Origin of the sequence: Micromonospora sp. KC213 (genome assembly GCF_004348325.1) — a bacterium.
Lineage (GTDB): Bacteria > Actinomycetota > Actinomycetes > Mycobacteriales > Micromonosporaceae > Micromonospora.
Map to the genome: position 1 here is coordinate 1 of NZ_SMKF01000114.1, position 19,044 is coordinate 19,044.

A 19,044-nucleotide genomic window follows, 5' to 3' on the forward strand; every position below is an offset into this window, starting at 1 on the left:
GGGGGTGGGGAGTCGGGAGGTTTCCAGTACGCTCGTACTGCTTGCACGTGTCCCCTGAGAGGAGCGCCGGCCGATGGCGAAGATCAAGGTAAACAACCCGGTCGTCGAGCTCGACGGCGACGAGATGACCCGGATCATCTGGAAGCAGATTCGTGAGCAGCTGATCCTGCCGTACCTCGACGTCGACCTGCACTACTACGACCTGTCGATCCAGTACCGCGACGAGACCGACGACCAGGTCACCATCGACGCCGCCAACGCCATCAAGGAGCACGGCGTCGGCGTCAAGTGCGCCACCATCACCCCGGACGAGGCCCGGGTCGAGGAGTTCGGCCTGAAGAAGATGTGGCGGTCGCCGAACGGCACCATCCGCAACATCCTCGGCGGCGTCGTCTTCCGTGAGCCGATCATCATGTCGAACGTGCCGCGCCTGGTCCCCGGCTGGACCAAGCCGATCATCATCGGCCGGCACGCGCACGGCGACCAGTACAAGGCCACCGACTTCGTCGTCCCCGGCCCCGGCACGGTGACCATCACCTACCAGCCGGCCGACGGCGGCGCCCCGATGGAGATGGAGGTCGCCAACTTCCCCAGCGGCGGTGTCGCCATGGGCATGTACAACTTCGACGAGTCGATCCGCGACTTCGCCCGCGCCTCCATGCGCTACGGCCTGGACCGCGGCTACCCGGTCTACCTGTCGACCAAGAACACGATCCTCAAGGCGTACGACGGGCGCTTCAAGGACATCTTCGCCGAGGTGTTCGAGAACGAGTTCGCCAGCGAGTTCGCCGCCGCCGGCATCACCTACGAGCACCGGCTCATCGACGACATGGTCGCCGCCGCGCTCAAGTGGGAGGGTGGCTTCGTCTGGGCCTGCAAGAACTACGACGGTGACGTGCAGTCCGACACCGTCGCGCAGGGCTTCGGCTCGCTCGGCCTGATGACCTCGGTGCTGATGACCCCGGACGGCCGTACCGTCGAGGCCGAGGCCGCCCACGGCACCGTCACCCGGCACTACCGGCAGTACCAGAAGGGTGAGAAGACGTCGACCAACCCGATCGCCTCGATCTACGCCTGGACCCGGGGCCTGGCCCACCGGGGCAAGCTGGACGGCACCCCGGCGGTCACCGAGTTCGCCAACACCCTGGAGCGGGTCATCATCGACACCGTCGAGGGCGGCCAGATGACCAAGGACCTCGCGCTGCTCATCTCGCGCGACGCCCCGTGGCTGACCACCGACGAGTTCATGAACGCGCTCGACGAGAACCTGGCGCGCAGGCTCGCCGCCTGATTCCCGCCGTACCGATCGCGCCCGCCGGCCTTCGTGGCCGGCGGGCTTCGTCGTACCCGGGGCGGTGCGTCACCGGCCGCGTCGTGCCCGGCCGGTCGCGTCGTGCGTCACCGGCGCACCGACGGATCGTTGTACGAGGCGGACGTGGTGCCAGTCGCGTCCACGGAGGGTTGACGCGGTCGCCTCGCGGCACGAGTGCCGACCAGCCAACCATCCCGGCTGTCACAGACAGCCAGCCGTCCCTTCCCTGCGGGGGGCCCTGTCCCGGGCCCCCCGCGCCCTGTCCCGGGCCGGGCGCGGACCATCCCCGGATCGGGCGTCCGGTCAGGCGGCGCGGAGCAGTTCGGCGGCCCGCTCGGGCGCGATGTCATTGATGAAGACGCCCATTCCAGACTCCGAGCCGGCCAGGTACTTCAACTTGTCCTTGGCCCGCCGGATGCTGAACAGCTGCAGGTGCAGGTGCCCCAGTTCCCGGTCGACGCGTACCGGCGCCTGGTGCCAGGCCGCGATGTACGGCATGGGCACGTCGAACAGCGTGTCGAAGCGGCGCAGCAGATCCAGGTAGAGCGGGCCGAAACTGTCCCGCTCGGCGTCGTCGAGCGCCGGGATGTCCGGCACCGGCCGGTGCGGTGCCACGTGCACCTCGAACGGCCAGCGGGCGGCCGCCGGGACGTACGCCGTCCAGTGCTCGTTGGCGACGACGATACGGTCCCCGGCGGCACGCTCCGCGGCGAGCACGTCGGCGTACAGGTTGCCGCCGCCGGTGCGCTCGGCGTGCCGGCGGGCGGCCGTCAGCATCGACCGGGTGCGCGGGGTGACGAACGGGTACGCGTAGATCTGCCCGTGCGGGTGGTGCAGGGTCACACCGATCTCCACGCCCCGGTTCTCGAAGCAGAACACCTGCTCCACTCCGGGCAGCTCGCTCAGCGCCACCGTCCGGTCGGCGAGGGCGTCCAGCACGGTGCGGACCCGGCTCGGCGTCAGGCTGGCGAAGGAGGCGTTGTGGTCGTCGGTGAAACAGACCACCTCGCAGCGCCCCTGACCCGGTCGTACCGGAGTGAAGGGGGTGATCTCCGCGGGCTCCTCGGCGATCCGCTGGCTCAGCGACGGAAAGCGGTTCTCGAAGACCGCCACGTCGTAGTCGGGAGCGGGGATCTCGCTGAGCCGGTCGTCCCGGGAGGGGCAGAGCGGGCACTGGTCGGCCGGCGGGAGGAAGATCCGGGTCTGCCGGTGCACCGCCACCGCCACCCACTCGTCGGTCAGCGGGTCGTACCGCAGTTGGGAGGCCGACGGCGGCGGCGGCAGCTCCCGCCGGTCGGGCTGGTCGCGGACCGCGTCGTCCCGCTCGTCGAAGTAGATCAGCTCGCGGCCGTCCGCCAGCTCGATCGCCGTACGCTTCACCGCGACTCCTCCGCCACTGCCCGGCCCGTGCTCGTCACGACCACCAGCTCACCCACCTTCTCGTCGAGAATCCGGCGCGCCTCGGCTGTCAACTGGTCGTCGGTGACCAGCACGTCGGCGGCGGCCAGGCCGACGATCGAAGAAATGCCCACGGTCTCCCACTTGGTGTGGTCGGCCAGTACGACCAGCCGGTCGGCGGCGGCGACCAGGGCCCGGTCGGTCTCCGCCTCCATCAGGTTCGGAGTGGTGAAGCCGGCCCGTTCGCTGATCCCGTGCACGCCGAGGAAGAGCACGTCCAGGTGCAGCGAGCGGATCGCGTCCACGGCCAGCGGTCCGACGAGCGCGTCCGAGGGGGTACGCACCCCTCCGGTGAGCACCACGGTCTGGTCGGGTCGCCCCCCGGTGTGCAGGATCTCGGCCACCGGCAGCGAGTTGGTCACCACGGTCAGGCCGGGCACGTCGACGATACGTCGGGCCAGTTCGGCGGTGGTGGTGCCGGCGGAGAGGGCGACGGCGGCGCCGGGGCCGACCAGCTCCGCGGCCCGGGCGGCGATGGCGGCCTTCTCGGCGAGCTGCCGCACGGACTTGGCGTGGAAGCCGGGTTCGTCGGTGGAGCCGGGGCCGGCGACGGTGGCGCCGCCGTGCACCTTGGCGAGCAGGCCCTGCTCGTGCAGGGTGTCCAGGTCGCGTCGGATGGTCATGTCGGAGACGCCGAACTCGGCGGCCAGTTCGCTGACCCGTACCCCGCCGGTGGCGTGGACCCGGTCGAGGATGGCCGCCTGTCGTTGCCGCGCCAGCATCCGCCGCACCTCCCAGCTCCCGCGCACCTCACGTGCTCGAACGCGTTCCAACAAGAACGAACACTAGCGCGCAGTCAGCAGCGGCGGAAGGCGGCCCCCCTGGTAATCAGGTCGACTGAAGCCGGGGCTCCACCCAACCGGTCTCGGTGAGCAGATGCATCACCGCCTGCACCGCCTCCTCCACGCTGAGGTGGGTGGTGTCAACCACCAGATCGGCGTCGGTCGGCTCCTCGTACGGGTCGTCGATGCCGGTCATGCCGGTGAGCAGACCCGCGCGGGCGCGCGCATACAGGCCCTTGCGGTCCCGCTGCTCGCAGACCTCCAGCGGGGTGGCCACGTGGACCAGCACGAAACCCGCCCCGGCCGCGAGCGCCATCTCCCGGGCGGTCGCCCGCGCCTGGGCGTACGGGGCGATGGGGCAGCAGACACCCACCCCCCGATGCCGGGCGATCTCGGCGGCCACCCAGCCGATCCGGCGCACGTTGGCGTCCCGGTCGGCCTTGCTGAAACCCAGCCCGGCCGACAACTCTCGGCGCACCACGTCCCCGTCCAGCAGGGTCACCGTCCGCTCACCCTGCTCCCGCAGCAGGTCCGCCAGGCCGCGCGCGATGGTCGACTTCCCGGAGCCGGACAGGCCGGTCAGGAAGACCACCAGGCCCCGGTGCCGGCGCGGCGGACGGGCCCGGCTCAGCTCCTTGGCCACCGCCGGCGGAGTGTGCCACTCGGGCAGCGGGAAGCCCCGGTCCAGCAGATCGTCGATCTCCGCCTGACTGAGCGCCAGCCGGCGGTTACGGGGCGGGATGTCGTCCCGCCAGCGCCACTGCCCGTCCCGGTTGTCGTAGGCCAGCTCGCGGGGGACCAGCACCCGCAGCCCCGGCCCGGAGAACGACTCGCCGGTGGAGAGCAGGTGGGTCACCCCGTACGCGGCGGAGATCCGGGCCCGCAGCAGCGCGTCACTGATCTCGTCGCGGCGGCGCGGCAGCGGCACCGCGACCAGGGTGGCCGGGGGCATCCGGTCGCGGGCGGCGAAGACCGCGCGGACCAGCGCCTCCGAGGGCAGGCCGCCATGGCCGTCGTCACCCACCGGGATCATCACCAGCAGGTGCGCGCCCAGCGTGCGCGCGGCATGCGCGATCTGCGCCAACTGGGGCCGGTGCAGCGGCCGGTCGGCGATCACCCCGAGCACCCGGCCCGGAGGCAGCAGGGCACGGACCTCCTCCGGGGTGCGGCGCAGCCGCTGGAACGGGCCGTGCCCGCCGTCGCCGAGCCGGCGGACCGGGCCGCCCACACCGGCCACGCCCTCGCGGGCGGTCCACACGTCGAGGACCTCCAGCGCCGCCACCGGCGCGCCCTCGCCGTCACTGAGCACCAGCGTACGGCGGTCGGGGTGACGCGGGTCGAGCCCGGCGGCGAGTGCCGCCGGCACCTGGAGGGTCACCGGCACCGGCCAGGGCGTGCCGTCGGCGAGCCGGCCGCGCCGGTGCAGGGAGGCCAGGTCGGCCCGGGTCATGAAACCGGCCAGGGGGGCGTACGCCCCGGTCAGCAGCAACTCCAGGTCGGCCAGTTCAGCCGGGCGCGGCGTGTACGCCGGCGCGTCCCGAAGCACCTCGTCGGGCAGCACCCACCCGTTGCTCATCCGTACCCCTCACTCGCTGGCCTGGCCGGCACACAGTTTCGCAGCCGACCGGCGATCGGTCGAGAGCGCCACTCCACTCCCGCCCGCGAGCGTGGGCGCGGATCAGCCCGCCGGGGTCAGCGCGGCGGCGCCGAAGGAGACCGAGAACCGCTTGCACCAGATCGAGACGCTGGTCAAATGGGTCAGGTCGGTACGAGCGGGAATGTCGTACGCCTGATCGCCGCGGTTGCCCTTCAGCCGGCCCAGCTCGACCCAGCGGCCGTCGTCGAAGACGCCCCAGCCGGCCCGCCCCGTGCGCACCGGTTGGTCGCTGAGCCAGACCCGCAGGTCCGGCCCGTTGGAGGTGGACAGGCCGACCAGTTCCAGCCGGTGCTTGCCGTCGGCGGTGCGGATCACCCGGGCGGTGCCCGAGGTGTCGTGCTCGTGGGTGACGAACTCGCCGCGGCTGACCAGCACCGGCCCGGCCGGCGCGTCGGGCGTGGCCGGAGGGGCGGACGCCGTCGGTGCGCCGGACGCGGTGACCATGCCGGACGGGGTGGGAACCGGCTCGGTCGGCGCCGGCGCGGCCACCTCGGCCAGCCGTTCGTCGACCCGGGTGTCGGTCACCAGCTTCCACGGCTGGAACCAGTACAGCCCGAAGATCGCTCCGACGGCGAGGACGGCGACGACGAGCCAGGTCAACGGGGTACGCGGCAGGCGGGGCATGCCGTCCAGTCTCCGACAGTTCCGCCCGCCAGACAGCACACCGGCGGCTTACGAGAGCCTTACCGCCGCCCGGGTGTGGGTCTCAGGGGCGAGCCCGGGCGATTCCGGATACCCGTCGGGGGGTTCGCTTCCTAGGCTGACCGTCGTGACACTGATCGCGACCCAGTCGCTGACCAAGACGTACGGAGGCCGGATCACCGCGCTGTCCGACCTGACCGTCGCGGTCGAGCCGGGGATCATCGGACTGGTCGGTGCGAACGGCGCCGGCAAGTCCACCCTGATAAAGATCCTGTTGGGCCTGCTCGCCCCGAGCGGCGGGCGGGTCCGGGTGCTCGGCCTCGATCCGACCACCGACCCGGCCGCGGTGCGCGCCCGGGTCGGCTACATGCCCGAACACGACGCGCTCCCGCCCGATCTCTCCGCCGCCGAACTGGTCACCCACCTGGGGCGGATGAGCGGGCTGCCCCGCACGGCGGCCCGCGAGCGGGCCTCCGAGGCGCTACGGCACGTCGGCCTGCACGAGGAGCGCCACCGGGCCGTCGGCGGCTACTCCACCGGCATGAAGCAGCGGGTGAAGCTGGCCCAGGCCCTGGTCCACGACCCCGACCTGCTGCTGCTCGACGAACCGACCAACGGCCTCGACCCGGCCGGTCGCGACGACATGCTCGCGCTGGTGCACCGCATCGGCACCGAGTTCGGTATCTCGGTGCTGGTCTGCTCGCACCTGCTCGGCGAGGTGGAGCGGATCTGCGACACGCTGGTCGCCATCGACGGCGGCCGGCTGCTGCGGGCCGGCCCGATCGCCGCGATGACCTCCGCCACCGACGTGCTGGCCGTCGAGGTCAGCGAGGGCACGGAGAGCCTGGCCGACCGCCTCGCCGCGCTCGACCTGCCGGTGACCCGCGACGGCCGGACGCTGCTCGTCCCGCTCGCCGACGAGGCCACCTACGACCTGATCCTCGGTGCGGTCGCCGAACTGGACCTGCCGCTGCACCGGCTGGACCAGCGCCGGCACCGGGTGGCCGAGCTGTTCGCCCCGAGGGAGCCCACCCATGTCTGAGCCGACCGGCGTCATCCACGACATCGGCTACCAGCGCTACACCGGCCCCCGGCTGGGCCGCCGGCAGGTCTTCGGGGCGCTCTGGCTGCACGGTCTGCGTACCATCTTCGGCCTGGGCCGAAGCGCCAAGGCGAAGATCTTTCCCTGGCTGGTGATCGGCATCGTCACCCTGGTGGCGGCCGGGCTCACCGCGGTACGCAGCCAGACCGGTCAGGTGGTGATGACGTACGCCCAGTTCGCCGACGCGATGAGCTGGCTGGTCATCTTCTTCGCCGCGGTCGCCGCTCCCGAGCTGGTCTCCCGGGATCTGCGCAGCGGGGTGCTGCCGCTGTACTTCTCCCGCCCGCTGCCACGCGGCGACTACGCGCTGGCCAAGCTGTTGGCGCTGGCCACCGGGCTCTGGCTGCTGCTCGGCGGGCCGCAGCTGGTGATGTTCCTCGGTGCCGCCTTCGCCACCGGCGAGGGGCTCACGGGGGTACGCGACGAACTGTTCGACCTGCTGCCGGGGCTGCTCTACGCCGGCCTCTGGGCGGTGGTCTTCGCCTCGGTCGGTCTGCTGGTCGCCTCGCTCACCGGGAAGCGGGCGTTCGCCGCCGGTGGCGTGGTGGCGGTCTTCCTGATGACCACCCCGATCGTCGGTGTGCTCTCCATCCTGCCCTCCCGCACCGTCAACGAACTGGCCCTGCTCGCCTCACCGTCCACCCTCGTGCAGGGCGTCGGCCTGTTCACCCTCGGCGACCAGATGGCGCCTGCCGGAGCGGCCGATGAGATGATCGGCGACTTCGGTCCGGTGTACGCCCTCGGCGCGGTGCTGCTGGTCGCCGCCTGCGTCGCCCTGCTGCTGCTGCGATACCGGAAGGTGGCCGCCCGATGACCACGCTCAGTGCCGAGGCCACCGCCCCGGCGGTCACCACCAGCACCCTGGCGCTGGCCGGCGTCTCCCGCTGGTACGGCAACGTGGTGGCCGTCAACGACGTCAGCATGCGGCTCGGGCCGGGCGTGACCGGCCTGCTCGGCCCGAACGGGGCGGGGAAGACCACGCTGCTGCACATGATGGCCGGCTTCCTGGCCCCGTCGCGGGGGACGGTCACCCTGGACGGGGAGCCGACCTGGCGCAACCCGCCGGTGTACCGGCGGCTCGGGCTGGTCAGCGAGCGGGAGGCGGTGCACACCTTCCTCACCGCGTACGAGTTCGTGCTGGCCAGCGCGAAGCTGCACCGGCTGCCCGACCCGGCGGCGGCAGCCCGCCGGGCGATCGCCCTAGTCGAGTTGGAGGGCGCGCAGGACCGCCGGATCGGCACGTACTCCAAGGGCATGCGGCAGCGCGCGCGGGTCGCCGCCGCGCTGGTGCACGACCCGCAGGTGCTGCTGCTCGACGAGCCGTTCAACGGCATGGACCCGCGCCAGCGGCTGCACATGATGACGTTGCTGCACTCCCTCGGTGACGCCGGCCGGACCATCCTGTTCAGCTCGCACATCCTGGAGGAGGTCGAGCAGGTCTCCGGCACGGTGCAGGTGATGGTGGCCGGGCGGCTCGCCGCCTCCGGTGACTTCCGCACCATCCGCCGGCTGATGACCAACCGGCCGCACGTGTTCGCGGTCCGCTCCACCGACGACCGGGCGCTGGCCGTCGCGCTGATGGCCGAGCCCTCGGTCACCGGCGTCGAGCTGGACCGGACGGGGCTGACCGTCAAGGCCGGTGACTACGGTGCGTTCACCCGAGCCCTGCCCAAGGTCGCGTTGGCCCGTGGCGTGCGGGTCCGGCAGCTGCTGCCGGAGGACGAGTCCCTGGAGAGCGTCTTCTCCTACCTGCTGGAGGGTTGACCGGTGAGTGCGAGGAGTGAACGAGCGCAGCGAGTGAGCCCCACAGTCACGAACGGAAGGTTGACCGGTGAGTGCGAGGAGTGAACGAGCGCAGCGAGTGAGCCCCACAGTCACGAACGGAAGGTTGACCGGTGAGTGCGAGGAGTGAACGAGCGCAGCGAGTGAGCCCCACAGTCACGAACGAGAGAGGCTGAACGGTGTCGACCGTTACCTGGATCACCGCGCGGGGCCTGTTCGGCCGCCGCCGGTTCCTGATGTTGCTGCCGCTGCCCGCGGTGCTGGTGGGCCTCGCGGTCCTCTGCCGGTCGTTGGGCGTCGACCCGGCCGAGTGGGGGCCGCCGGTGCTGGTGGGCCTCGGCCTGGCCGTGGTGCTGCCGGTGGTGTCGCTGGTGGTCGGCACCGGTGTGCTGGGCGCCGAGATCGACGACGGCACGGTGGTGCACGTGTTGACGAAGCCGCTGCCGCGATGGCAGATCGTGCTGCCGAAGCTCGCGGTCGCGACCGGGGTGAGCGCGGCCACCATCGCCGTGCCGATCGTCGTCGCGGGTGTGCTCGCCGACTCGGTACGCCTCGGCGTGGCGCTCGCCGCCGCCTCGGCGCTGGGCGCGCTGGCGTACTCGGCGTTGTTCCTGGCGTTGAGCCTGGTCACCCGGCGGCCGGTGCTGCTCGGCCTGGTCTACGTGCTGATCTGGGAAGGGCTGCTGGGCCGGTTCGTCAGCGGCACCAAGGTGCTGTCGGTGCAGCAGTGGGTGATCGCCCTCGCCGACCGGCTCGCCCCCACCGACCTGCTCACCGGGGCGGTCTCCGTACCCGTCGCCGCCGTGCTGACCGCCCTGGTCGCGGTCGGCTTCACCGCTTTGGCCATCGACCGCCTCCGCTCCTTCTCGGTGGCCGGCGAAACCAGCTGAGGGGTAACGAAGGGTTCCCTGTCCACGACGCGCTGCGGGGCGGTGACCAGCGCCGCCCCGCAGCGCAGCCGTTCCGCTCCATTGGTAGCGTGGACCGGCGCTCCCGCCCCCACGTCCCGGACCGTGCGCCCGCTGTCGCCGCTCGCTCCGCAGCCCGCCGACCGGCTCGGCGAAAGGTGCACCCTCATGCCCCACCACCCCGATGTTGACCGGACACCGCCACGGGGGACAGCTGCCCGGTCGCACCGCGCCGGCGGTGGAAGGCCGAGCAGGTGGGTTCGAGTGACTGGTCGGCGCGCGCTTGCGGCGGCGGTGGTCCTCGCGGTGGGCGCAGCAGCCGCAGTCACCGGCATCGTCCTGCGCGAACCGCGCGAGACGCCCACGACCTTCGTCGCGGCCGGCGCGGCACCGACGCCCGCCGCACCGTCCACCACAGTGTCGGCTTCCGCATCAGCTACGTCTTCGAGCAGCCCTTCGCCGACCGCCACCGGTCCGACCGCCGCCGATCCGGGCGCCGACCCCGGCGTCGATCCGGTCTTCACCACCGACCCGGACCTGAGGCGCGCGGAGACGTACCGGTACCGCGTGACCAGGCCCGGCGACCATGCGCTGCCGGCCGGCACCGTCCCGCTGCGCTACGACGTGTCGACCGCCGCCACCTCGCCGCTGAAAGCCGAATTGACGAAGATCCGGGACAGGCTGGCGGGTGGAAGCGGGCTCGCCCTGTACCTGACCGGGGGCACCGCCCTCAACGACGCCGACCTGGCCGCCCTGCAGACGCTGCACCGCCCCGCAGGCAGCGGCGGGCTCGGGCTGACCAATCTGGCTCGGCTGCACGTGTACAACCTGCGCTCGCTCCAGGGGGGTCGGGAGTGCACACCCGACTCGGGTCTGCCCTGCGCCGGCCAGATCGCACGCGGCGGGCGCTCGCCCTACCTGTGGCACAACGGCTGGTGGGACACGTGGGTCCGGCACCTCGTCCTCGACGACCTGGAAGAGGTCAAAGCCGGCACGTTCAGCAACCACAACTTCGCCAGCGTGAGCCTGCGCGCCGCCCGCACGGTCGGCGTCATGGCCTTCGGCCACGCACCGTACGCGCGGCTCGCCGTCGTTTACCTGCCCAGCGCCACCGCCGTCGGCCGGCATGCGTTCCGGCGCAATCAGTACCTGGTGAAGGTCAATCTGCCCCGAGCGGTGACGGTGGACGAATTCGCGTTCGACGACACCTCCCGGTTGCGGTACCTCGCCGCCGCGAACCTCGAATCGCTCGGCCGTAACGCCCTCAACGACACCCACGCGCTGCGGGCCGTGCACCTGCCGAAGCTCACCTACCTGGGCATCAACTGCTTCGACCTCAACGGTGACGCGGCCTCAGGGACCGGACTGAAGGTCCTGCGCCTGCCGAAGCTGCAAACCCTCGACAAGAACGCCATCACCGGCTTCGCGAACCTGCGGCAGGTCTGGGCACCCGCACTCACCACCGCCTGGCATGACTCGATCACCAACAATCCGCGGCTGTCGACCGTGTACGCGCCCGGCCTGCGCAAGCTTGGACCACGCGTGTTCGCGAACAACGCGGCGCTGCGCTCCGTCTATCTCGGCGCTCGACCGCCGGCACAGGATCCCGCCGCGTTCACCGGCACGGACGCGTCGAAGCTCACGCTCCACCACCCGGCCGGCGGCGCGTGGGCCTCGTTCCGCCCTGCCGGTAACGCCGGTCTCCGAGTGGTCGAGCAGTAGACGCTGGTATGGGGAAGGTCCCCGCCTCGGGGACCTTCCCCATACCTCAGAAGGCGCAGGCGATCACCAGCTCGGGGGTGCGGTCGGGGAGAAGGTCGAGCTTGCCGACGCGGCCCGCCGCCTTCAGATCGTCGGCGACGACCGTGAGGCGGTCGAGCAGGGCTGCCGGGCCGAGCGCCTCGGCCAGCGGCACCTCCGCCTTCATCGACAGTTTCCGCTCCGACTTGGCGCGGCGCACCTGGCTCAGCGCGTCCCCGGCGAGTCGCAGCAGCTCCGGGTCGCCCTCGCCGGCGATCGCCCGCTTCACCTCGTACGTGGTCGGCCAGGTCGCGCGGTGCACCGAGCCGTACCGCCACCAGGACCACACCTCCTCGGTGACGTAGGGCAACACCGGGGCGAAGAGCCGCAACTGCACCGACAGCGCGGTCGCCAGCGCCGCCCGGGCCGAGTCGGCCGCGGGCCCGCTGCCGTAGGCGCGTTCCTTCACCAGTTCGATGTAGTCGTCACAGAATCGCCAGAAGAACGCCTCGCTGGCCTGCAACGCCGCCGTGTGGTCGTACCCGTCGAAGGCCGCCGTGGCCGCCGTGACCACGGTGGAGAGTTCGGCCAGCATGGCGGTGTCCAGCGGGGCGGTCGCCGGCGCGCGCAAGGCGTCGGCGGCGCCCAGTCCGAGGGCGAACTTCGAGGCGTTGAGCAGTTTCGTGGCGAGCCGCCGGCCCACCTTGATCTGGGCGGCGTCGAAGGCGAGGTCCATGCCCGGCCGACCGTTGGCCGCCCAGTAGCGGACCGCGTCCGAGCCGTGCTGCTCCAGTAGGGACATCGGGGTGACCACGTTCCCCTTGGACTTCGACATCTTCTTGCGGTCCGGGTCGAGGATCCAGCCGGAGAGCACCGCCGTGCGCCAGGGCAGCACGCCGTGTTCCAGGTGGGAGCGGACCACCGTGGAGAACAGCCAGGTCCGGATGATTTCCTGGCCCTGGGGGCGCACATCCATCGGGAACACCTGGTCGAACAGGTCCGGGTCGGTTTCCCAGCCGCTGACGATCTGCGGGGTCAGCGACGAGGTGGCCCAGGTGTCCAGCACGTCCGGGTCGCCGACGAAGCCGCCGGGCACGCCGCGCTGCGACTCGTCGTACCCGGGCGGCGGCTCGCCGGACGGGTCGACCGGCAGCGTCGACTCGTCGGGTGTGAGAGGCTGGGTGTAGTCCGGCTCGCCAACGTCGTCGAGCCGGTACCACACCGGCACCGGCACCCCGAAGAAGCGCTGCCGGCTGACCAGCCAGTCCCCGGTCAGCCCGCCCACCCAGTGGTCGTACCGGTGCTTCATGTGCTCCGGCACCCAGCGCAGTTCGCCGCCACGGGCCAGCAGCTCCTCCCGCAGGCGACCGTCCCGGCCGCCGTTGCGCAGATACCACTGCCGGGTGGAGACGATCTCCAACGGCCGGTCGCCCCGCTCGTAGAACTTGACCGGGTGGGTGATCGGAAGGGGCTCACCGACCAGCTCACCGGCGTCGGCCAGCATCCCGACCATTCTCGACCGGGCGGTGCTGACGCTCTGCCCGGCCAACGCCGCGTAGGGGTCGGCCGGCACGCCGGCCGGCGGCTCCGGCACCAGCCGTCCGTCCCGACCGATCACCACCCGGGTCGCCAGGTCGAGATCCCGCCACCAGGTGACGTCGGTCAGGTCGCCGAACGTGCAGACCATCGCGATGCCGGTGCCCTTGGCCGGGTCCGCCAGCGGGTGCGCGCGCACCGGCACCTCAACCCCGAAGACCGGGGTACGCACGGCCGTGCCCACCAGGTCGGCGTACCGCTCGTCGTCGGGGTGGCAGACCAGTGCGACGCAGGCCGGCAGCAGCTCGGGTCGGGTGGTGTCGATCAGCACCTCGCGCCCGCCCGGCCCGGTGAACCGGAGCCGGTGGTACGCCCCCGGCCGTTCCCGGTCCTCCAGTTCCGCCTGGGCCACGGCGGTGGCGAAGCCGACGTCCCACAGGGTCGGCGCCTCGGCCTGGTACGCCTCGCCCCGGGCCAGGTTCCGCAGGAAGGCACGTTGACTGGTCGCCCGCGCGGCCCGCCCGATCGTGGTGTACGTCAGCGACCAGTCCACCGACAGCCCCAGCCGCCGCCACAGCGCCTCGAAGACCTGCTCGTCCTCGGCGGTGAGCCGTTCGCACAGCTCGACGAAGTTGCGCCGGGAGATCGAGGTCGGCTGCCGGCGTTGCGCCTCGCTGACCGGGGTGGTCGGTGGCTGCCAGGCCGGATCGTACGGCAGGGCCGGGTCGCAGCGCACCGCGTACACGTTCTGCACCCGCCGCTCGGTGGGCAGGCCGTTGTCGTCCCACCCCATCGGATAGAAGACCGCCTTGCCGCGCATCCGCTGGAAGCGGGCCACCGTGTCGGTGTGCGTGTACGAGAAGACGTGCCCCATGTGCAGCTCGCCGGAGACGGTCGGCGGTGGGGTGTCGATGGAGAACACGTCGTCGCGGCGACCGCCCCGGCCGGAGGTGCCCGTCGCCGGTACGCGCGTCCTCGTCCGGTCGAACGCGTAGGTGCCGTCCTCCTGCCAGCGGCGCGCCCAGGTCGCCTCGAGCCCGTCCAGGGTGGGACGCTCGGGGACACCGCCGCGCGCCGTTCTCGCCGTGTCGGTCATCCGTCGATCCTAGGCAGCGCTGCCCTCTTGTGCCTTCGCGATTCGACCCGGCCCGGGTTCCTAGCTCGGCTGCCGGCAGGGGCGGAGGCAGTTACGGCCGGGTCGAGGAGCGGACGGGGGTGAGTAGGGGCCCTGGGTGGCGATCTCGAAGCCCATCCCGGTGCGGGCGTTCACCCGGTCGAGGATGGTCGAGACCGGCGCGTAGACGTTCTTCTCGTCGGGGTTGGTGCACGGGCCGCCGCCCGGGTCGCCGGTGGACAGGATGCCCAGGGCCCTGCCGTTGGACTCGGTGAACAGCTCACACGCCTTCGGGACCGAACCGGCGTCGTAGCGGGCCTGCGTGTGTACCGGCACGGCCGGCGCTCCGCCGTGGACCGGGGTGGGGTGGCCGCCCGTCCGGATGTACCGACGGGGGCCCCTGCGGCCGGCGGCGGCGCTCAGATCAGCGAGGCCCGCCAGTGCCGGTGCAGGGCGGCGTACCGGCCACCGGCGGCGGCCAGCCGGGCCGGCGGGCCGTCCTCCACGATCCGGCCGCCGTCGAGCACCAGCACCCGGTCGGCGGTCTCCACCGTGGAGAGCCGGTGCGCGATGATCAGCGCGGTACGGTCGCGCAGCACGGTGCCGAGCGCCCGCTGCACCAGCCGTTCGGTCGGCACATCCAGCGACGACGTCGCCTCGTCGAGGATCAGCACCCGCGGGTCGGCCAGGAACGCCCGGGCGAACGCGACGAGCTGCCGTTGCCCGGCGGAGAGCCGGCCACCGCGCCGGTGCACGTCGGTGGCGTACCCGTCGGGAAGGCCGGCGATGAAGTCGTGCGCGCCGATCGCCCGCGCGGCGGCCTCCACCGCCGCGTCGTCGGCGGTGGGCCGGCCGAACCGGATGTTCTCCGCCACCGTGCCGTTGAACAGGTGGTTCTCCTGGGTGACCAGCACCACGGCCCGGCGCAGCACGGCGTCGGCCAGGTCACGCAGGTCGACCCCGTCCAACTCCACCGTGCCGGTGTCCGGGTCGTGGAAGCGGGCCAGCAGCTTGGCGATCGTGGACTTGCCCGCGCCGGTCGGCCCGATCAACGCGACCGTCTGCCCGGCCGGCACCCGCAGCTCCAGCCCGGTCAGGATGGGAGCCTGCGGGCGGTAGCCGAACGAGACGGCCCGGAACGACACCGCGCCGCGCTGCGGGCCGGCCGGCAGGGGCGTCGGTCGGGGCGGCTCCGGCACGCCGGGCGGCTCGTCCAGCACCCCGGCCAGCTTCTCCAGCGCCGCCGTGGCGGACTGGAGCGTGTTGTAGAACTGGCTCAGTTCCTGCATCGGCTCGAAGAAGCGGCGCAGGTAGAGCAGGAACGCGGCGAGCACCCCCACCTCCATGCCGCCGCCGAGCACCCGCCACCCGCCGTAGCCGAGCACCACCGCCACGGTGCCGTTCCCGATCACCTTGATCCCGGGGGAGTACGTGGCGATGAGCCGGAACCCGTACAGGTTGGCCCGCCGGTACTCGTCGTTCAACCCGTCGAAGATCTGCTGGTTGCGCTGTTCCCGACGGAACGCCTGCACGGCCCGGACGCCGCGCAGCGACTCCACGAAGTGGACGATCATCAACGCGGCCGCGTCCCGGCTGCGCCGCCACGCGCCGGCCGAGGCCCGGGCGAACCAGCGGGACAAGGCGAACAGGAACGGGAACGCCAGCAGGGCCACCGCCGCCAGCGGCAGATCCAGCCAGAGCAGGACGGCGGCCACCGACACCACCGTCAAGCTGGCCGTCACCAGGCTGTCGATGCCGCCGTCGACCAGCTCGGCGATCGAGTCCAGGTCGCTGGTGAGTCGGGAGACCACCCGGCCGGAGGTGTAGCGCTCGTGGAAGCCGACACAGAGGCGGAGGAAGTGGCCGTACACCCGCTGACGTAGATCGAGCAGGACGGCCTGGCCGATCCGGGCGGAGAGGGTGAGGAAGCCGCGCCGGGCCGCGTACTCGGTGCCCGCCGCGACGGCGAAGGACCCGGCGACGGCGGCCAGCGGGCCCGGGTCGCCGGCCCGCAGCGGCGGCACGGCCCGGTCGATGCCGAGCATGACCAGGTACGGCCCGGCCATCGCGGCGGCGTTCTGGGCCAGCAGCAGCGCGGCGGCCAACCCGAGCCGGGCCCGGTGCGGGCGCAGCAGGTCCCGCAGCAGCGCCCGGCTGCGGGCACGTAGCCGGGCCACCGCCTCCGGTGCGGTGTCCTCGGCGCGGCTGCGGTCGGCGTCGGGGTCGGTGGCCCGGCCCCGCCAGTGGGACGGGTCGACGCCGTTCGGGCGGGGGCGCGGCACCTCACCGGTCACGACCGCACCAGGCCGTCCCGGCTCGCCGGTTCGGCGCAGAGCACCGCCCGGTACGCCGGAACCGTGGCCAGCAGTTCGGAGTGGTGGCCGACGGCGGTGATCCGCCCGTCGTCGAGCAGCGCGACCCGGTCGGCCAGGGCCACGGTGGACGGTCGGTGCACCACCAGCAACGCGGTGGTGTCCCGCAGCACCCGTTTCAGGGCCGCCTCGACCAGCGCCTCGGTGTGCACGTCCAGTGCGGACAGCGGATCGTCCAGGACGAGCAACGCCGGTCGGCCCAGCACCGCCCGGGCCAGCGCCAACCGCTGCCGCTGCCCACCGGAGAGCGACAGTCCCTGCTCGCCGACCCGGGTGGCCAGCCCCCACGGCAACTCGTACGCGAAGTCGGCCTGGGCCAGCGCGAGCGCCGCCCGGACCTCGTCCTCGCCGGCGTCCGGCCTTCCCAGGGTGAGGTTCTCCCACACCGACATGGAGAACAGGGTCGGTTCCTCGAACGCTGTGCCGACCAGCCGGCGCAGCGAGGACAGCCGCAGGTCGCGTAGGTCGTGCCCGTCCAGGGTGATCCGGCCGCCGGTCACCTCGTGCAGCCGGGGGACGAGGGAGAGCAGGGTGGTCTTGCCCACACCGGTCACGCCCACCAGCGCCAACGTCTCACCGGGCTCGACGGTCAGCTCGATCTCCCGCAGCACCGGCGCGGCGGCACCGGGGTAGCGGAACGACACGCCCTCGAACCGGAGCCGGCCCCGGACCGCGTCCCGGGCCAGTGGGACCGCGTGCGGAGCGTCCAGGATCGACGGCGGAGTGTCCAGTACCTCATGGATCCGGTCGGCGGCGGTGGCTGCCTCCTGACCGTTGGCGATGATCCAGCCGAGTGACTGCACCGGCCAGATCAGCATGAGCTGGAGGCTGACGAAGGCGACCAGTTCACCGACGGTGAGCGTGCCCCGGGCGACCAGCGCCGTCCCGTACACCAGCACCACGCCGAGGGTCAGGTTGGGCACCAGGTCGAACAGCGCGGAGGTGCGGGCCAGCAGCCGGGCCTTTCCGATGCCGGTGTCGTGCAGCGCCCGCGCCCGGCCGGCGAACCGGTCGGCCAGCTCCGGACCCCGCCCGTACGCCTTCACGGTGCGCAGCCCCTGCGCGGTCTCCTCGACCAGGGTGGCCACGTCGCCCTGCTGATCCTGCATCCGCCGGGACGCCGCGTGGTAGTGCCGGGCGAACCGGCGGCTGATCAGGAACAGCGGTGCCGCGCTGGCGGCCACCAGCAGCCCCAGCGGCGTGTGCAGGCGCAGCAGCAGCGCCACCACGGCCAGGTAGGTGACCACGTTGAGCACCAGGAAGAGCAACCCGAAGGAGAGAAACCGGCGGATCACCGACAGGTCGCTGGTGACCCGCGAGAGCAGTTGGCCGGATTGCCACCGGTCGTGGAAGTCGACCGGCAGGCGTTGCAGGTGGGCGTAGACGTCGGTGCGGATCGCCGTCTCCATGCCGACCGAGGAGGAGGACTGCGTCCACCGCCGGATGAAGATCAGCACCGCTTCGGCGAGCCCGAGCAGCAGGGCCAGGCCGCCGAGGCGGAGCAGGCCGGCCGGGTCGCGTTCCGCGACCGGCCCGTCGACCACACGCTGGGTGAGCAGCGGCACCGCCAGGCTGGCCGCGGTGGCGGCCAGGCTGGCGAGCAGTAACCAGCAGAACTGGCCCGCGTACGGGCGCAGGTAGCGGCGCAGCCGCCAGAGGTTGCGCAGGGGGCGCAGGCCGGCGTCGACCCGTCGGGTGGGGTCGCCGTCGCGCAGCGCAGGCACTACCCGACGGTAGCGTCAATCGGGAGCATCGCCGGTGTCGGCTTGCTGTCAGAGTGCCGTTCGTGGCCGAGCAGCCACGTCTTGACCTCCAGTCCCCAGCGGTAGCCGCCGAGCGTGCCGTCGGTGCGCAACACCCGGTGACAGGGGACGAAGAGGGCGGCGGCGTTGCGGGCGCAGGCGGCGGCGGCCGCGCGGACCGCCGCCGGCCGTCCGGCCCGGGCGGCGAAACCGGTGTACGTCACCGGCTCGCCGGCCGGCACGTCCCGAAGCACCTGCCAGGCGTGCGCCATGAACGCGCCGCCGGTGTGCTGCTGCACCGGCACCGGGTCGATGGCGGTGAGGTCGCCGTCCAGGTAGGACACGACGGCCCGGTTGACCGGCCCGAGGTCGCCGCGCGGGCGGAGGTCGCCGCGCAGGCCCGAGTGGACGAGGGGGAGCAGGGTCGCCGGGTCCGGGGTGAAACCGGCGGCGCGTACCGCCCCGTCGGGGCCGGCTAGCACGCTCAGCGGGCCGATCGGGGTGTCGATGACGGTGCTGTCGATGGTCATGCTGCTCTCCAGAGTCGGATCGTCGCGTACGAGCGCCAGGGGCGCCAGCGCTGCGAGTGGCTGTCCAGGGTCGAGGGGGCGTCGGGCAGGCCGAGGGCGGCGGCACCTCGGCCTGCCGCCAGGTCGGTGGTGAGCAGGACGTCCGGGTCGCCGAGGGCGCGCATGGCGACGTAGCCGGCGGTCCAGGCGCCGATTCCGGGGATGGCGAGCAGCCGCCGTACCGTCTCCGGGCGGTTCCCGCCCGGGTCGAGCACCAGTTCCCCGGCGGCCACCGCGCGGGCGAGCGCCCGTACCGTCTCCCGTCGCCGCGTGGGCATCGCGAACGCCGAATCCGCCAGCCCCGCGATCTCCGCCGCCCCCGGAAACC

The 19,044-nt window shown here is 72.6% G+C and carries 15 protein-coding genes and 1 pseudogene; 6 read left to right on the plus strand and 10 right to left on the minus strand.

The genetic code is table 11. The features are described from left to right. The first annotated feature begins 73 nt into the window (after positions 1–73). Complete coding sequence (locus tag E1166_RS20990) at positions 74–1,291, plus strand: NADP-dependent isocitrate dehydrogenase (RefSeq protein ID WP_132341250.1); 1,218 nt, start codon at positions 74–76, stop codon at positions 1,289–1,291. Between the two features lie 324 nt (positions 1,292–1,615). Here the strand turns inward: E1166_RS20990 and galT are convergent, their stop codons facing one another. The 4 genes from galT to E1166_RS21010 all read right to left on the minus strand — a co-directional run bounded on the left by galT (position 1,616) and on the right by E1166_RS21010 (position 5,833). Then, positions 1,616–2,692 (minus strand): galactose-1-phosphate uridylyltransferase, encoded by a 1,077-nt coding sequence (gene galT, locus E1166_RS20995; RefSeq protein ID WP_132269273.1) that lies wholly within the window; start codon positions 2,690–2,692, stop codon positions 1,616–1,618. Next, on the minus strand, positions 2,689–3,492 hold the full coding sequence (locus tag E1166_RS21000) for a DeoR/GlpR family DNA-binding transcription regulator (protein WP_132341252.1): 804 nt from the start codon (positions 3,490–3,492) through the stop codon (positions 2,689–2,691). The genes galT and E1166_RS21000 overlap by 4 nt, the downstream gene beginning before the upstream one ends. 106 nt (positions 3,493–3,598) lie before the next feature. After that, on the minus strand, positions 3,599–5,128 hold the full coding sequence (gene cysC / locus E1166_RS21005) for an adenylyl-sulfate kinase (RefSeq protein WP_132269275.1): 1,530 nt from the start codon (positions 5,126–5,128) through the stop codon (positions 3,599–3,601). A 102-nt stretch (positions 5,129–5,230) separates the two neighbouring features. Beyond that, positions 5,231–5,833 (minus strand): DM13 domain-containing protein, encoded by a 603-nt coding sequence (locus E1166_RS21010; RefSeq protein WP_132341254.1) that lies wholly within the window; start codon positions 5,831–5,833, stop codon positions 5,231–5,233. Positions 5,834–5,978: 145 nt separating this feature from the next. On the opposite strand from E1166_RS21010, the gene E1166_RS21015 reads away from it, so the two are divergent. The 5 genes from E1166_RS21015 to E1166_RS21035 all read left to right on the plus strand — a co-directional run bounded on the left by E1166_RS21015 (position 5,979) and on the right by E1166_RS21035 (position 11,365). Next, positions 5,979–6,893 (plus strand): ABC transporter ATP-binding protein, encoded by a 915-nt coding sequence (locus E1166_RS21015; protein WP_132341256.1) that lies wholly within the window; start codon positions 5,979–5,981, stop codon positions 6,891–6,893. Next, complete coding sequence (locus tag E1166_RS21020; protein WP_132341258.1) at positions 6,886–7,767, plus strand: ABC transporter permease subunit; 882 nt, start codon at positions 6,886–6,888, stop codon at positions 7,765–7,767. Before E1166_RS21015 ends, E1166_RS21020 begins: the two co-directional genes overlap by 8 nt. Beyond that, entirely contained in the window at positions 7,764–8,717 is a 954-nt protein-coding gene (locus tag E1166_RS21025) for an ABC transporter ATP-binding protein (RefSeq protein WP_132341260.1), read from the plus strand. Before E1166_RS21020 ends, E1166_RS21025 begins: the two co-directional genes overlap by 4 nt. A gap of 197 nt (positions 8,718–8,914) precedes the next feature. Beyond that, positions 8,915–9,625, plus strand: coding sequence for an ABC transporter permease (locus tag E1166_RS21030; protein WP_132269286.1), 711 nt, complete (start codon positions 8,915–8,917; stop codon positions 9,623–9,625). A gap of 282 nt (positions 9,626–9,907) precedes the next feature. Beyond that, positions 9,908–11,365: a leucine-rich repeat protein gene (locus tag E1166_RS21035; RefSeq protein WP_132341262.1), complete on the plus strand. Its 1,458-nt coding sequence runs from the start codon at positions 9,908–9,910 to the stop codon at positions 11,363–11,365. 46 nt (positions 11,366–11,411) lie between these two features. Here the strand turns inward: E1166_RS21035 and valS are convergent, their stop codons facing one another. The 6 genes and pseudogenes from valS to E1166_RS21065 all read right to left on the minus strand — a co-directional run. Further along, the gene (valS, locus tag E1166_RS21040) at positions 11,412–14,015 is read right to left on the minus strand and encodes a valine--tRNA ligase (RefSeq protein ID WP_132341264.1); all 2,604 of its coding nucleotides are present in this window, start codon (positions 14,013–14,015) and stop codon (positions 11,412–11,414) included. Between the two features lie 60 nt (positions 14,016–14,075). Beyond that, the gene (locus E1166_RS21045) at positions 14,076–14,369 is read right to left on the minus strand and encodes a hypothetical protein (protein ID WP_132341266.1); all 294 of its coding nucleotides are present in this window, start codon (positions 14,367–14,369) and stop codon (positions 14,076–14,078) included. Positions 14,370–14,452: 83 nt separating this feature from the next. Beyond that, positions 14,453–16,327, minus strand: a complete 1,875-nt coding sequence (locus E1166_RS21050) for an ABC transporter ATP-binding protein (protein WP_132341268.1) — start codon at positions 16,325–16,327, stop codon at positions 14,453–14,455. Further along, positions 16,324–18,120 carry an ABC transporter ATP-binding protein gene (locus tag E1166_RS21055; RefSeq protein ID WP_132341272.1) on the minus strand — a complete coding sequence of 599 codons (1,797 nt, stop codon included), beginning with the start codon at positions 18,118–18,120 and terminating at the stop codon, positions 16,324–16,326. The genes E1166_RS21050 and E1166_RS21055 overlap by 4 nt, the downstream gene beginning before the upstream one ends. Before the next feature lie 8 nt (positions 18,121–18,128). Next, entirely contained in the window at positions 18,129–18,677 is a 549-nt protein-coding gene (locus E1166_RS21060) for a methylated-DNA--[protein]-cysteine S-methyltransferase (protein WP_132341270.1), read from the minus strand. Continuing rightward, a pseudogene (locus tag E1166_RS21065) lies at positions 18,674–19,044 on the minus strand (DNA-3-methyladenine glycosylase 2 family protein); the annotation flags it as partial. The gene E1166_RS21060 and the pseudogene E1166_RS21065, both read right to left, overlap by 4 nt.